Here is a 13,766-nt window from a genome sequence, read left to right as displayed (position 1 = left end):
CGCTTTGCCTGCTTCCCACGTTGTCGGCTTTCCCGCCGTGGGGGTTGCTGGCTTTTGCGCCTGCGGCGCGGGGTGTTGTNACGGAAGCTGCGCGGGCCTTCCAACGTGACCATCTGAGCGGATGGGGCCCGCCCCACGTGTTCGGCTTTCCCGCCGTGCGGGTTGCTCTTTGTTGCGCCTTCGGCGCGGGGTGTTGTCCGCTGCGCGGGGCTTTCGGGTGCGGTGGCGGTCCTCCGGGGGCGGCATGCAGGACTGCTTCGCTTTACGTCCTGCACACCACCCCCTCCGGCCCGCCCCCTCCCGTGGGGGGAGGGAAGAAACGGTGGGTGGGGGCTGGCCCGAGTGGTCCGCTGACGGTTTCCCTCCACCCATGAACCGGCACGGTCCCCCTCTGAACCGGCACGGTCCCCCTCACGCGCGCCCGACCCGTTTTTTCTCACCCACTCACGGGAGGGGGCGGGCCGGAGGGGTGGGGTGTCCGGACGTCAAGCGAAGCAGTCCGGACACCCTGCCCCGGAGGACCGTCACCGCACCCGACAGCCCCGCGCAGCGGCCCCGCCCGCCGCAGGCGCAACGGCGACAAACCCCCACGGCGGGAAAGCCGACAACGTGGGAAGCAAAGCCAAGCGCAGCGGCTACGCCTCCAGACCGATGGAGAACGCCGCCTCCAGGTCGTGCTGGGAGTACGTGCGGAAGGCGATGTGCGTCTCGGTGGAGGCGACGCCGGGGACCTTGCTGATGCGGCCGGGGATGACGTCCGCGAGCTGGTCGTGCTCGGCGACCCGGACCATCGCGATGAGGTCGTGCGCGCCGGTGACCGAGTAGACCTCGCTGACGCCCTCCAGTGCGGCGATCTTCTCCGCGATCTCCGGGATCTGGTCCACGCTGGTCTTGATGAGCACGATCGACGTGATCACGGCTGGCTCTCTCCCTCGGTCGCGGGCCGGTTGTCCCTGGTCGCCCCCACAGTATCCCTCCCGTAGCGGGCCCAGGCGTAGAGGAAGCCGAGCGCGAATCCCACGACATGGGCGAGGTAGGCGACGCCGGGGCCCGAGGGGTCGTGCCGGGCCGCCTGCCACTGGAGGAAGAACCAGAAGAGCAGGACGAGCCAGGCGGGGAAGCGCAGCGGCAGGAAGAACAGGAACGGGAAGACGCTGGTGACCCGGGCCCGCGGGAAGAGGAAGAGGAAGGCGCCCAGGACGCCGGAGATCGAGCCGGAGGCGCCGACCAGTGTCTGGTCCGAGGAGGCGTGCGCGGCGGCGTATCCCAGCAGCGCCAGATAGCCGACGGTCAGGTAGAAGACGGTGAACGGGAGCCGGCCCATCCGTGTCTCGGTCATCCCGCCGAAGACGTACAGAAACAGTATGTTGCCGAGCAGATGCAGCCAGCTTCCGTGCACGAACAGCGCGGTGAGCGGGGTGATCAGGGCCTTCGCCGAGCCGCTCCACAGATCGAGGGGAATCACGCCCCAGCGCTCGAAGTACCTGGTCTGGGCCCGCAGCAGGGCGTCGCCGGTGCCGTATATCCGCAGCAGGCCCGAGGCCGGGCCGAGCGCGAAGACCGCGCAGCACAGTCCGATCAGCACGTTCGTCATCCGGGAGAACACCGCTCTTTGCGAGCGGGCGGGGTGAGCCGGCGCCGTCATGAAGTGATCATGACGCAATGTGGTGAATCGGGACAGAGCGCCTCGCCGCGTCCCGCCTCCCGGGCGGGCCCGCACCGGCCCCCCGTCAGGCCGTAGGGTTACAGGAAGTACGTTGCGTAGTTCCGCAGTCCGACGGCGTACCGCGTGAACCGACCCCAGGACGAGCCCGACGAGCACGAAAGAGGACGACACCATGGCTGTTCCCTTGCCGACGGCCGAGACGCGGTGGCGCTGCACGCTGTGCGGCAATCTCACCCGTTTCGATGTGACCCGCCGGTCCAAGGTGGTCGAGTACGTGCACCTGGACCTGGCGGGAGAGCCGAAGGTGGAGGAGCGCGAGGTCCTCAGCGAGAGCGTCGAGTCCGTGCGCTGCCGCTGGTGCAACGCGGTCGACCAGATCGAGCTGGTGGACCGTCCGGGCGCGAGCGCCTGAGATCGGAGCGATGCAGCAGTGGTGGAACGTCCAGAAGGGGAGCCGGGAGCGGAGCGTGACGACGCCCCCGAGGGGATGGCCGACGACGTGCTCGACCAGCCGCTGCCCGAGGGCGTACGGCGCCGCGTCGTGGCGCTCACCGCGGAGTCGTTCGGCGCCCTGACGATCGCCGAACTTCCGCCACCGCTGCGGCAGTACGCCCGTTTCACCCCGACTCGTCGGGCCAAGTTCGCCGGCAACGCGATGGCCGCGGCGCTGGAGAGCGACCCGGTCTTCCGGCAGCGGATCGCCGGGAAGCTGCGCGAGTCCCAGCCCGAGCTGGCCGAGGCCCTGGAGCACGGCACCCCGCCCGCCGCCGCCGATCCGCTCGATGTCGCCGCGGCGGCGTACGTGCTGCGTCCCGAGGGCTGGGTCAAGCTGGTCGCGGCGGCCGGCGAGGAGGCGCAGCGGGCGCGCGCCGAACGGGCCGGTGAGGAGGCCGAGCGGGAACTGTCCCGGCTGCGCGAGGAACTGGTCCAGGCGCGCGGCGAGGCCCGTACGGACGCGGACCGGGTCCGGGCGGACCTGGAGGCGGCCCGCAAGGAGAACGAGTCGCTGCAGCGCAAGCTGCGCAGCGCGCTCAGCGACGTCAAGCGCGGCGAGGCGGCGGCCCGCAAGGCCGAGGCCGCGGTGGTCGAGGCGCGGGAGAGGGCGGCGGCCGAGCGGACCGCGGCGGACAGCGAGGTGCGCCGGCTCAGGGCGCGGATCGCGGAGGTCGAGGCGGCGCTGGAGACCAGCCGGCGCTCGGCCCGCGAGGGGCGCAGCGTCGAGGACATGCGGCTGCGGCTGCTGCTGGACACCGTGCTGGACGCGGCCCAGGGGCTGCGCCGCGAGCTGGCCCTGCCGCCGGCCACCGCCCGCCCGGCGGACACCGTCGACGCGGTCGCGCCGGGCCGGATGACGCCGAAGGACATCGCGACCCGGGCGCTCTCCGAGACCGACCCGGCGCTGCTGGACCAGCTACTGGCCCTGCCCCAGGCGCATTTGGTGGTGGATGGCTACAACGTCACCAAAACCGGCTATCCGACCATGCCGTTGGAAAAGCAGCGATTGCGGCTGCTGGGCGGCCTCGCGGTGCTGGCCGCGCAGACCGGCGCGGAGATGACCTGCGTCTTCGACGGGGCGGAGCTGGCCGCGCCGGTGCTGCTGGCGCCGCCGCGCGGGGTGCGGGTGCTGTTCAGCAAACCGGGCGTGACGGCCGACGAGTTGATCCGCCAGCTGGTACGGGCCGAGCCGCCCGGCCGGCCGGTCGTGGTGGTCTCCACGGACCGGGAGGTGGCCGACGGCGTCGCCAAGGCGGGTGCCCGGCCGGTCGCATCGGCCCTGTTGCTCAAGCGACTTGCACGAACCTGACATTTCACACTCGGCTTGTGATCGGGCTGTGAAAAATCGCTTGCGATTCGTACCGGAGCGTCAAGTACCGCTTACGGCCCGTGTGATGTTGGTAAAAGTTGGGGCCTGTGGCGCAGATTTTTCCCGTGAGGATTTGAAGCGATCACAGCTCGGTTACTAAGGTCGGCCTCGAACCTTCATAAGGGTGATCATCCAACCGGGGTGGTCAGTGAAGGTACCGCCGAGTCCGCGGCGTTCGCGCGGAGCCGGGGTCTCACCCCCCCCACTTCCCGGTAGGCGGCTGGAGGAAGAAGGAGCTCGCCCCCGTGGCGTCCCACCGTCGACCCAAGCAGCCGAGCCGTACTCGCGTGACCGTGCTCACCGCCACCGCAGCGGCGGCCGTCGCCCTGTCGTCCCAGGCGGCACACGCCGACCCGGGCCAGTCGAAGCAGGACGTCAAGTCCGAGGTCGACAAGCTCTACAGCGACGCGGAAGCGGCCACCGAGAAGTACGACGGCGTCAAGGAGCAGCAGGACAAGCTCCAGAAAGAGGTCGATGACCTCCAGGACAAGGTCGCCCGCGGCCAGGGCGAGCTGAACCAGCTGCGCAAGGGCCTGGGCGCGGTCGCCTCGGGCCAGTACCGCAGCGGCAGCATCGACCCCTCGGTCCAGCTGTTCCTCTCCGGCGACCCGGACACGTTCCTCGAAAAGGCCGCCACCCTCGACCAGTTGAGCGGCAAGCAGGCCGACCAGCTGAAGACCATCGCGGACAAGCAGCGCCGGCTCGCCCAGGAGCGCGCCGAGGCCGCGAGCAAGATCAAGGACCTCTCCGAGACCCGCAAGGCGCTCGGTGACAAGAAGGACGAGATCAAGGGCAAGCTCGCCAAGGCGCAGGAGCTGCTCAACACGATGACCGCCAAGGAGCGGGCGGCCATGCAGGCCGCGAACGACCGGGCGAACCGCAGCAACGACCGGGTCGACCTGGGCAACGACGTGCCGGCCTCGCAGCGCGGTGCCGCCGCGCTGTCCGCGGCCCAGTCCAAGATAGGTTCGCCCTACGTCTGGGGGGCCACCGGCCCGTCCTCGTTCGACTGCTCGGGCCTGACGTCGTGGGCGTACGCGCAGGCCGGTGCGTCGATTCCGCGCACCTCGCAGGAACAGGCCAACGCCGGCACCCGGATCGGCTCCGAGAGCGCCCTCAAGCCCGGCGACCTGGTGCTCTTCTTCGGCGACCTGCACCACATCGGCCTCTACGCCGGCAACGGCATGGTGCTGCACGCCCCGAAGCCGGGTGCCGTGGTGCGCTACGAGTCGATCAACAACATGCCGTTCCAGTTCGGCGTGCGGGTCTGAAAAACCTCACAACCGTCGCAACCTGCCGCCCGATCGGGCGAATTGCGGCCTTCACGGCTGACCTTCCGCTCCGCCGGTGACCTGCGAAGTCACCGGCGGAGCGGCTTTTCGGGGGCGTAAAGCCCTCTTTGGTCGGTGCCCCGCGGCGCGGTTACTGTCTGCCCTCGCAGCTGCCGGATCACCGACCGTCCCGCCCGGACGGCAGGGGCTGCACACGGAAGGAGTGCGGCCCTCGTGGTGTCCCATCGCCGTACCTCGCAGCGCGGCCAGACCACCTTCGCGTCGGTCACCGTCCTGTCCGCCGCCCTGGCGACCGCGGCCGCCGCGCTGTCGGCGCACCCCGCCAGCGCCGACCCCGCCCAGCAGCCGTCCGCCGGCCGGGAGAGCGCCGCCGCCCAGGTGGGCAAGCTCTACGAGGAGGCGGAGCGGGCCACCGAGAAGTTCAACGCCGCCAACGCCCGGACCGGGGAACTGCGGGACGAGGTGGCGGCCCTCCAGGACCGCACCGCGCGCGCCCAGGAACGGGTCAACCGGATGCGTGACCGGCTCGGTGCGCTGGCCGCAGCCCAGTACCGGGCCGGCGGCATCGACCCCGCCGTGCGGCTGCTGCTCTCCGAACGGCCCGACAGCTACCTGGAGAAGGCGTCCGCGCTCGACCGGCTGAACGGCACCCGGGTCGGCGAGCTGCGCCAACTCCAGTCCGCGACACGGGCGTTGGAGCAGCAGCGCCGGGAGACCGCCGGGAAGCTGGTGCAGCTGGAGGCCGGCCGCGAGGAGGTCGCGCGCCAGAAGAAGGAGGTCCAGCGCAAGCTGGCCACCGCGCAGCGGCTGCTGAACGCCCTCCCACGGGACGCCAGGGCGGCCTACGACCGGGCCTCCCGGAGCGACGGCCGCGACGAGTTCATCCCGGACCTCACCGGGATCGTGCCGGGCTCCGGCCGGGCCGCGGCGGCGGTCTCCGCGGCCCGGGCCGCGATCGGCTCCCCGTACTCCTGGGGCAGCGCCGGCCCCTCGGCCTTCGACTGCTCCGGACTCACCCAATGGGCCTACGCCCAGGCCGGCGTCTCCCTGCCGCGCACCTCGCAGGCCCAGAGCGGTTCCGGACACCGGGTCCCGCTGTCCCAGGCGCAGCCCGGCGACCTCGTCATCTACCGCTCGGACGCCAGCCATGTCGGGATGTACGTGGGCAACGGGCAGGTCGTGCACGCGCCCTACCCCGGCGCCAAGGTCCGCTACGACCCGGTCGGCATGATGCCGGTCTCGTCCGTCACCCGGCCCTGAGGCCCGCGCCCAGCGTTTTTGCGCCGGCCGGGCCGCCCGTACGATCGGGCGCATGCCGGAGCAAAGGGCGCGACGCGCGCGGCCGTGGTCGGCCGCAACGGCGGCCGGGTGCGCCGCGGTGCTGGTCGCCCAGCTCGTCGGCTGCGCGCCCTCGACCCGGCCGACCGACGAGTACCCCGGTGCCCAGCAGATGCTGGACGCCCGGGCGGCGGCCGTCCGGCGGCACGACGCCGCGGCCTTCCTGGCCACCGTCGACCCCCGGGCCGCCGCGTTCCGCGGCCGGCAGCGGCAGGTCATCGGCAACCTCGCGGCGGTGCCGGTCGCCGACTGGCACTACGACCTGGTCTCCACCGGTGCCTTCACGCTCCCGGAGGGCGGCACCGACCGGCGGCTGGCCGCGCAGGTCCGGCTCAGCTACCGCCTCAGGGGCTTCGACACCGCCCCGGTCACCTCCCTCCAGTACCTGACCCTGACCGAGCGCTCCGGCCGCTGGCTGGTCTCCTCCGACACGGACGGCGCGGCGGACGGCCGCAGCGGCACCGGCCAGCTGTGGGAGCAGGGCCCGGTGCGGGTGGTGCGGGGCCGGTACAGCCTGGTCCTGGGCGGTACCGGCAACCCGGCGCGGCTGCGGGATCTGGCGGACCGGGTGGACGCGGCGGTGCCCGCGGTCTCCGCGGCCTGGAAGGGGAAGTGGGCGGGGAAGGTGGTGGTGGAGGCGCCGGACAGCCTCGCGCGGATGGCGCAGCTGATGGGCGGCGACGACCCGACCGCGTACACCGGGATCGCGGCCGTCACCACCGGCGAGGCGGGCGCCTCGCCGGCGGCCCCCGCGGACCGGGTGATCGTCAACCCGGACGCGTACGAGGAGCTCAACGACCTGGGCCGCACCGTCGTCCTCACCCACGAGACCACCCATGTCGCCACCCGCACGCTCACCTCGCCCGCCACCCCGCTGTGGCTCTCCGAGGGCTTCGCGGACTGGGTCGCCTATCGCGGTGTGCACCGCCGGCCGGCGGCGACCGCGCCCGAGCTCTCCCGGGCGGTGGCCGCCGGCCGGCCGCCCCGGCGGCTACCGACCGACGGCGACTTCGGCTTCCGGGCGGGCGCGGAGCGGCTGGCCACGGCGTACGAGGGCGGCTGGCTGGCCTGCCGGATGATCGCCGAGAAGTGGGGCGAGGCCCGGCTGATCGCCTTCTACCGGGACACCGGGCGCCGCGGGATCCATACGGCGGCGGGGGCCGTGAAGGCGCCGATGGAGGCGCGGACGGCCGGCCCCGCGGCCCCGGCGGCGTCCCCGTCGCCCGCGGTGGGCGGCGGCGACCGGCAGCCCGCCCGCACCGCGGCGGTGGACCGCGCGCTGCGGGATCAACTCGGCGTCGGGCTGGCCGAGTTCACCGCGATGTGGCGCGCGTATGTGCAGCGCCAGCTGAAGTGACCGCGGGGCGCGCGCCCGGTACCCCGGCGCGCACCGTGGCGTCGCGGCCGCCGTGGGTGGCGGCCCACAGCCGGCGGCAGGCGCTCAGCGACGCGGCCACCAGCAGGCCGTTGCGGAGCAGCAGCAGGGTGATGCCCTGGGTGGTGCTGCCCACCACCTCCGAGAAGCAGATCGGGAACTCCAGCAGGGTCACCCCGGTCGCCAGGAGGACGAGGGCCGCCGGCCACCCCTGCCGGCTGCCCCGTACGGTCCGGCACACCGCGGCCAGCCCGACCAGCCACAGCAGGTACTGCGGGCTGATCACCCTGCTGGTGGTGGTGAACAGCAGGGCGGCGGTGAACGCGGCGTCGGGGAGCACCGCGGCGGTCAGCTCCCGGGTGCGCAGCCGCCACAGCACCAGCCAGCCCCCGGCGGCGGCGGTCAGCGCCAGTGCCAGGGCGCTGACCAACGGGACGCCGGGGCCGAGGAATTCCACCGAGCCGTAGTTGAGCAGCACCTCGCCGCCCCAGCCGAAGTGCCGGGCGATGTGGAAGACCAGTGCGCCCAGCGACTCGATCTCCGTACCCCGGTCGCGCTGGAACGTGACGAACGCCAGCGCGCCCGGCGCCAGCGCCACGGCGCACAGCGTCAGCCCGGCGGCCCAGCCCGCCGCGTGGCCCCACAGGGCGCGCGCCCGGCGACCGCGCAGCGGCGCCCCGGCCAGCAGCAGCGCCGGCCAGACCTTCAGCAGCGTGCCGAAGGCGATCAGGGCGCCCGCGACCCGGGGCCGCCGGACCCCCGCGTACAGGGCGGCGACGGCCACCGCGGTGACCATCAGGTCGTAGCGGGCGTACGCGGTCGGGCCGAGCAGCGCGACGCCGACGGTCCACACCCAGGCGCCGGCGGTGCGGTGCCCGGCCCGGCGCCCGGCGCGCAGCAGCAGCGCCAGCACCGCGGCGTCGGCGGCCAGGACCAGTACGGCGAACGCGGTGGCGTAGGGGAGGAAGGGCAGCAGGCCGGGGGCGAGGACCGGCAGGGTGGCGGCCGGCGGGTACTGCCAGGTCACGTCGTCCAGGGGGAAGCTGCCGGACTTCAGGACCTCGGACCAGCCCTGGTAGATCATCGAGACGTCGGTGGTGACGTCCGGGCCGGGGAGCACCAGCACCCCCAGTACGCACAGCAGTAAGAAAGCCCGGGTCGCGGCCCATGCCGCCACCGGGAGGAGCCCCGCCGCGCGCGCCCTGCTTCCGGTGCTGCTCATCGTCTCCCCGTTGGTCGTCGGCCGCCCTGCCTGCATGATCATGATGACGTCGCCGACCGGTCGCGCGCATCGCGGACCGCCGGGTGGGCGTGCCGGGAGGGGGCCGGTCGGGTGTGCCGGGGCGCGCCGCTCGCGGCCGGCCGCCTACCCGGTACTGTCGGGCCCAACCGCCCGTACCGCCGGGAGCCGGACCGCCCGCCGGCGCTGCCCACCGACCCCGTCCGCCGAGAGACCGCCGTGCACAAGACCCTCATCGTCACCAACGACTTCCCGCCCCGGCCGGGCGGTATCCAGGCATTCCTGCACAGCATGGCGCTGCGGCTGGACCCCTCACAGGTCGTGGTCTACGCCTCGACCTGGAAGCGGAGCGAGGAGGGCCGCGCGGCCACCGCCGCCTTCGACGCCGAGCAGCCGTTCCCCGTGGTGCGGGACCGTACGACGATGCTGTTGCCGACGCCCCGGGTGACCCGGCGGGCGGTCTCCCTGCTGCGCGAACACGGCTGCTCCTCGGTGTGGTTCGGGGCCGCCGCCCCGCTGGGGCTGATGGCCCCGGCGCTCCGTTCGGCCGGCGCCCGCCGCATCGTGGCGACCACCCACGGCCACGAGGCGGGCTGGGCGCAGCTGCCCGCCGCCCGGCAGCTGCTGCGCCGGATCGGCGAGGGCACCGACACCCTCACCTACCTCGGCGAGTACACCCGCGCGCGGATCGCCGCCGCGCTCACCCCGGAAGCCGCCGCTCGGATGGTCCAACTCCCGCCCGGCGTCGACGAGAAGACCTTCCACCCGGGCTCGGGCGGCGACGCGGTGCGCGCCCGCCTCGGGCTCGCCGGCCGCCCGGTGGTGGTCTGCGTCTCCCGGCTCGTTCCGCGCAAGGGCCAGGACACCCTCATCGAGGCGATGCCGGCGATCGTCGCGGAGGTGCCGGACGCGGTGCTGCTGATCGTGGGCGGCGGCCCGTACGAGGAGCAACTGCACGCCCTGGCAATGGAGAAGGGCGTCGCCGACGCGGTCCGCTTCACCGGCGCGGTCCCCTGGGCGGAGCTGCCGGCCCACTACGGCGCGGGCGACGTCTTCGCGATGCCCTGCCGCACCCGCCGCGGCGGCCTCGACGTGGAGGGCCTGGGCATCGTCTACCTGGAGGCGTCCGCCACCGGGCTCCCGGTCGTCGCGGGCGACTCGGGCGGCGCTCCGGACGCGGTCCTGGACGGCGAGACCGGCTGGGTGGTCCCCGGCGGCTCCCCGGCGGCCACCGCCGAACGCCTCGTCACCCTCCTCAAGGACCCGGAGCTGCGCCGCGCCATGGGCGAGCGCGGCCGTGCCTGGGTGGAGGAGAAGTGGCGCTGGGACCTGCTGGCGGAGCGGCTGAAGGCGCTGCTGTAGGCACTGCCGTAGGAAGTGCTGCGGGTGCCCTGTGGGGAGCGGCGGATACGGCAACCCCGGGGGCGCACACAGGAATCCGCCGCCGCGGCGAGCAGCCACGACGGCGGATTCCGGAGGTTCTGGGCACTCGGCGACCCCGACGGGGGACCGGCCTACCCCCGGTAGATCGCCTCGATCTCCTCGGCGAAGTCCTTGGCCACCACGTTCCGCTTCAGCTTCAGCGACGGGGTGACATGGCCCGACTCCTCGGTGAACTGGTTCGGCAGGATACGGAACTTGCGGACCGACTCGGCCTTGGAGACCGCCGCGTTGCCGTCGTCGACCGCGCGCTGGACGGTGGCCAGCAGCTCCGGGTCGCCGGCGATGTCGGCGGGCTTCACGTCGGCCGGGTGGCCGTGCTCCTCGGCCCAGCGGGGGAGGAACTCCTCGTCGAGGGTGATCAGGGCGCCGATGAAGGGGCGGCCGTCGCCGACGACCATGCACTCGGCGATCAGGGCGTGGGCGCGGATGCGGTCCTCGATGACGGCGGGGGCGACGTTCTTGCCGCCCGCGGTGACCAGTATTTCCTTCTTGCGGCCGGTGATGGCGAGGTAGCCGTCCTCGTCGAGGGTGCCGATGTCGCCGGTGTGGAACCAGCCGTCGGACAGCGCCTCCTGGGTGGCCGTCGGGTTGTTCCAGTACTCGCTGAAGAGGTGCTCGCCGTGCAGCAGCACCTCGCCGTCGTCGGCGATCCGGACGACGGAGCCGGGCAGCGGCTGGCCGACCGTGCCGATCTTCTGCCGGTCCCAGGGGTTGAAGGCGGTGGCCGCACAGGACTCCGTGAGGCCGTAGCCCTCCAGGACGGTGAAGCCGATGCCGCGGTAGAAGTGGCCCAGCCGCTCGCCGAGCGGGGCACCGCCGGAGATGGCGTGGCCGGCCCGGCCGCCGAGGACGGCCCGCAGCTTGCCGTAGACCAGCCGGTCGAAGACCTTGTACGTGAACTTCAGCCCGAAGGACGGCCCGGCGGGGGTGTCCAGCGCGCGGCTGTAGGCGATCGCGGTCTCCGCCGCCTTGTCGAAGATCTTGCCCTTGCCCTCGGCCTGGGCCTTGGCGCGCGCCGAGTTGTAGACCTTCTCGAAGACCCGGGGGACGCCCAGGATCATCGTCGGCCGGAAGGAGGCGAGGTCGTCGGTGAGGTTCTTGATGTCCGGCGCGTGGCCCAGCTTGATGGGCGCCATGACCGAGGCGACCTGGACCAGCCGGCCGAAGACGTGCGCGATGGGGAGGAAGAGCAGGACCGAGGAGTCGCCGGTGCGGAAGAGCGGGCGCAGCCGCTCGACGATGTTGCCGCACTCCGCGAAGAAGCTGCGGTGGCTGAGCACGCAGCCCTTGGGCCGGCCGGTGGTGCCGGAGGTGTAGACGATCGTGGCGGGCGAGTCCGCGTCGGCCAGCGCGCTGCGGGCGTCGACCTCGTTGTCGGAGATGCCGTCGCCGGCGGCCCGCAGCCGGGCAATCGCGTCCCGTTCGATCTGCCAGACGTTCGCCAGGTCGGGCAGCCGGTCGCGGACCGACTCGACGGTGGCCTCATGGGTGGGCGTCTCCACCAGGCAGGCCACCGCGCCCGAGTCGCCGAGGATCCACTGGATCTGCTCGGCGGAACTGGTCTCGTACACGGGGACGGTGATGGCGCCGGCGCTCCAGATGGCGAAGTCCAGCAGCGTCCACTCGTAGCGGGTGCGCGACATCAGGCCGACCCGGTCGCCGGGCTGGATGCCGGCGGCCATCAGGCCCTTGGCGGCGGCGCGGACCTCGGCGAGGAAGGCGACGGCGGTGACGTCCTGCCACGTGCCGTTCACCTTCCGTCCCAGGACCGCAACATCCGGGTGCTGCGCGGCATTTCTGCGGATAAGGTCCGTCAGGTTGCCGTCCGCGGGGACCTCGTACAGGGCCGGAAGGCTGAACTCGCGCAAGACTGCTGCTCCTCGAAAGCGCCGGCGCCACGACGCTGTGTGCGCACCGGCTTGCGGTCCATGATCATGCGGGGGTATTGGACTGCCCGGACGTTACCCACCGGTATTGCTTTTGGGATAGGGGGTCGCGGCCAGATGTTCGATGCGTCACATGCTGGGGACACGTCATAAGACTGCACCGCGCAGACTAGACCAGGCCAACGGTGACCCGAAAGTAACCGCGGGGCACCGGACCGGCCTCCCGCCTCCGGGCGGAGGGATCTAGGGTGACGCCATGCGCGTGCATGTGGTCAGTGACGTCCATGGCAACAGCCGGGACCTCGCCGCGGCGGGGAACGGGGCCGACGCCCTGGTGTGCCTCGGCGACCTGGTCCTCTTCCTCGACTACGCCGACCACTCGCGCGGCATCTTCCCCGACCTCTTCGGGGTCACCAACGCCGACACCCTGGTCGAGCTGCGCACCGCCCGCCGCTTCGACGAGGCCCGCGAGCTGGGGCGCCGGCTGTGGGGCGAGCTGGACCGGACGGGCGCGAGCCGCGAGGCGGTCATCGAGGGCGCGGTCCGACGGCAGTACGCCGACCTCTTCGCCGCGTTCCCCACCCCCACGTACGCCACCTACGGCAACGTCGACATGCCGCGCCTGTGGCCCGAATACGCCGGGCCCGGCACCACCGTCCTCGACGGCCAGCGGGTGGAGATCGGCGGCCGGGTCTTCGGCTTCGTCGGCGGCGGCCTGAGCACCCCGATGCGGACCCCGTACGAGATCAGCGACGAGGAGTACGCCGCCAAGGTCGAGGCGGTCGGCGAGGTGGACGTGCTCTGCACCCACATCCCGCCGGACGTCCCCGAGCTCTGCTACGACACCGTCGCCCGCCGCTTCGAACGCGGCAGCGCGGCCCTGCTGGACGCCATCCGCACCACCAGGCCGCGCTACTCCCTGTTCGGGCACGTTCACCAACCGCTCGCCCGCAGGGCCCGGATCGGCAGTACGGAATGCGTCAATGTCGGGCACTTCAATGCGACCGGGACGCCCTATGTACTGGAGTGGTGAGGCCGGTGGCGGCGGCCGTCCGGCCCGTCGTTCCGGGCCTGCTGGTGTCGGTGCGGGTTCCGCCGCGCGGTAGCCTTCAGCAGCACAGACACCGCGTTTCAGCGGTCCGGGGACCGGCATGAATCGGCATGGAGGAGTCACGGCGATGGCCGAACACACCAGCTCGAACATCACGATCGAGGCGGCACCGGCCGAGGTGATGGGAGTGATCGCCGACTTCGACCGCTATCCGGAGTGGACCGGAGAGGTCAAGGAAGCCGAGGTGCTCGCCAAGGACGACCGGGGCCGCGCGGAGAAGGTGCGCCTGGTGCTGGACGCCGGCGCCATCAAGGACGACCACACCCTCGCCTACACCTGGACCGGCGAGAACGAGGTCAGCTGGTCGCTGGTCAAGTCGCAGATGCTGCGCGTCCTGGACGGCTCGTACCGCCTCGCCGCACTGGAGGGCGGCACCCGCACCGAGGTCACCTACCAGCTCACCGTCGACGTCAAGATCCCGATGCTCGGGATGATCAAGCGGAAGGCCGAGAAGGTCATCATCGACCGGGCGCTGGCCGGGCTGAAGAAGCGCGTCGAGAGCGGCCCCGCGGCCCCGCAGGCGTCCGGCGACGAGGCCGAGAAGAACTGAG

Annotated in this window: 12 protein-coding genes; 8 read left to right on the top strand and 4 right to left on the bottom strand. The window is 72.6% G+C overall.

Annotated elements, in window-relative coordinates:
• Positions 1–635: 635 nt before the first annotated feature.
• Both ACO1BR_RS01635 and ACO1BR_RS01630 read right to left on the bottom strand, forming a co-directional pair.
• Positions 636–917, bottom strand: coding sequence for an Lrp/AsnC family transcriptional regulator (locus ACO1BR_RS01635; RefSeq protein WP_189298191.1), 282 nt, complete (start codon positions 915–917; stop codon positions 636–638).
• A complete protein-coding gene (locus ACO1BR_RS01630) occupies positions 914–1,594 on the bottom strand; it encodes a rhomboid family intramembrane serine protease (protein ID WP_426793331.1) in 681 nt (226 codons plus the stop codon). The genes ACO1BR_RS01635 and ACO1BR_RS01630 overlap by 4 nt, the downstream gene beginning before the upstream one ends.
• Positions 1,595–1,838: 244 nt before the next feature.
• On the opposite strand from ACO1BR_RS01630, the gene ACO1BR_RS01625 reads away from it, so the two are divergent.
• The 5 genes from ACO1BR_RS01625 (at position 1,839) to ACO1BR_RS01605 (ending at position 7,517) form a co-directional block, all read left to right on the top strand.
• Positions 1,839–2,078 carry a hypothetical protein gene (locus ACO1BR_RS01625; RefSeq protein ID WP_159504267.1) on the top strand — a complete coding sequence of 80 codons (240 nt, stop codon included), beginning with the start codon at positions 1,839–1,841 and terminating at the stop codon, positions 2,076–2,078.
• Between the two features lie 75 nt (positions 2,079–2,153).
• Positions 2,154–3,470 (top strand): NYN domain-containing protein, encoded by a 1,317-nt coding sequence (locus tag ACO1BR_RS01620; protein WP_426793330.1) that lies wholly within the window; start codon positions 2,154–2,156, stop codon positions 3,468–3,470.
• A 305-nt stretch (positions 3,471–3,775) separates the two neighbouring features.
• On the top strand, positions 3,776–4,801 hold the full coding sequence (locus tag ACO1BR_RS01615; protein ID WP_426793195.1) for an NlpC/P60 family protein: 1,026 nt from the start codon (positions 3,776–3,778) through the stop codon (positions 4,799–4,801).
• Positions 4,802–5,035: 234 nt separating this feature from the next.
• On the top strand, positions 5,036–6,082 hold the full coding sequence (locus ACO1BR_RS01610) for an NlpC/P60 family protein (protein ID WP_426793194.1): 1,047 nt from the start codon (positions 5,036–5,038) through the stop codon (positions 6,080–6,082).
• 52 nt (positions 6,083–6,134) lie between these two features.
• A complete protein-coding gene (locus ACO1BR_RS01605) occupies positions 6,135–7,517 on the top strand; it encodes a hypothetical protein (protein WP_426793193.1) in 1,383 nt (460 codons plus the stop codon).
• On the opposite strand, the gene ACO1BR_RS01600 is transcribed toward ACO1BR_RS01605, so the two are convergent.
• Positions 7,474–8,757, bottom strand: coding sequence for a glycosyltransferase 87 family protein (locus ACO1BR_RS01600; protein ID WP_426793192.1), 1,284 nt, complete (start codon positions 8,755–8,757; stop codon positions 7,474–7,476). The genes ACO1BR_RS01605 and ACO1BR_RS01600 overlap by 44 nt on opposite strands.
• Positions 8,758–8,994: 237 nt before the next feature.
• Here ACO1BR_RS01600 and ACO1BR_RS01595 point away from each other — a divergent pair, with 237 nt between their 5' ends.
• Complete coding sequence (locus ACO1BR_RS01595; RefSeq protein ID WP_426793191.1) at positions 8,995–10,137, top strand: glycosyltransferase family 4 protein; 1,143 nt, start codon at positions 8,995–8,997, stop codon at positions 10,135–10,137.
• 152 nt (positions 10,138–10,289) lie between these two features.
• Here the strand turns inward: ACO1BR_RS01595 and ACO1BR_RS01590 are convergent, their stop codons facing one another.
• On the bottom strand, positions 10,290–12,086 hold the full coding sequence (locus ACO1BR_RS01590; protein WP_426793190.1) for an AMP-dependent synthetase/ligase: 1,797 nt from the start codon (positions 12,084–12,086) through the stop codon (positions 10,290–10,292).
• A gap of 274 nt (positions 12,087–12,360) precedes the next feature.
• Between ACO1BR_RS01590 and ACO1BR_RS01585 the strand changes: the two genes are divergently transcribed.
• Positions 12,361–13,137, top strand: coding sequence for a metallophosphoesterase family protein (locus ACO1BR_RS01585; protein WP_426793189.1), 777 nt, complete (start codon positions 12,361–12,363; stop codon positions 13,135–13,137).
• A 145-nt stretch (positions 13,138–13,282) separates the two neighbouring features.
• Positions 13,283–13,765 carry an SRPBCC family protein gene (locus tag ACO1BR_RS01580; RefSeq protein ID WP_426793188.1) on the top strand — a complete coding sequence of 161 codons (483 nt, stop codon included), beginning with the start codon at positions 13,283–13,285 and terminating at the stop codon, positions 13,763–13,765.
• Position 13,766 lies beyond the last annotated feature (1 nt).

It is taken from the genome of Streptomyces sp. YGL11-2, from assembly GCF_050054615.1.
GTDB lineage: Bacteria > Actinomycetota > Actinomycetes > Streptomycetales > Streptomycetaceae > Streptomyces.
Note: the sequence above shows the minus strand (reverse complement) of the source record. Positions and strands in the feature narration are given on the sequence as shown.

Excerpts from the sequence above, each read along its gene's own strand:
- ACO1BR_RS01625 (WP_159504267.1), top strand. The coding sequence starts at position 1,839 with ATGGCTGTTCCCTTGCCGACGGCCGAGACGCGGTGGCGCTGCACGCTG.
- ACO1BR_RS01620 (WP_426793330.1), top strand. The coding sequence starts at position 2,154 with ATGGCCGACGACGTGCTCGACCAGCCGCTGCCCGAGGGCGTACGGCGC.
- ACO1BR_RS01630 (WP_426793331.1), bottom strand. The coding sequence starts at position 1,594 with ATGACGAACGTGCTGATCGGACTGTGCTGCGCGGTCTTCGCGCTCGGC.
- ACO1BR_RS01585 (WP_426793189.1), top strand. The coding sequence starts at position 12,361 with ATGCGCGTGCATGTGGTCAGTGACGTCCATGGCAACAGCCGGGACCTC.
- ACO1BR_RS01600 (WP_426793192.1), bottom strand. The coding sequence starts at position 8,757 with ATGAGCAGCACCGGAAGCAGGGCGCGCGCGGCGGGGCTCCTCCCGGTG.
- ACO1BR_RS01580 (WP_426793188.1), top strand. The coding sequence starts at position 13,283 with ATGGCCGAACACACCAGCTCGAACATCACGATCGAGGCGGCACCGGCC.
- ACO1BR_RS01605 (WP_426793193.1), top strand. The coding sequence starts at position 6,135 with ATGCCGGAGCAAAGGGCGCGACGCGCGCGGCCGTGGTCGGCCGCAACG.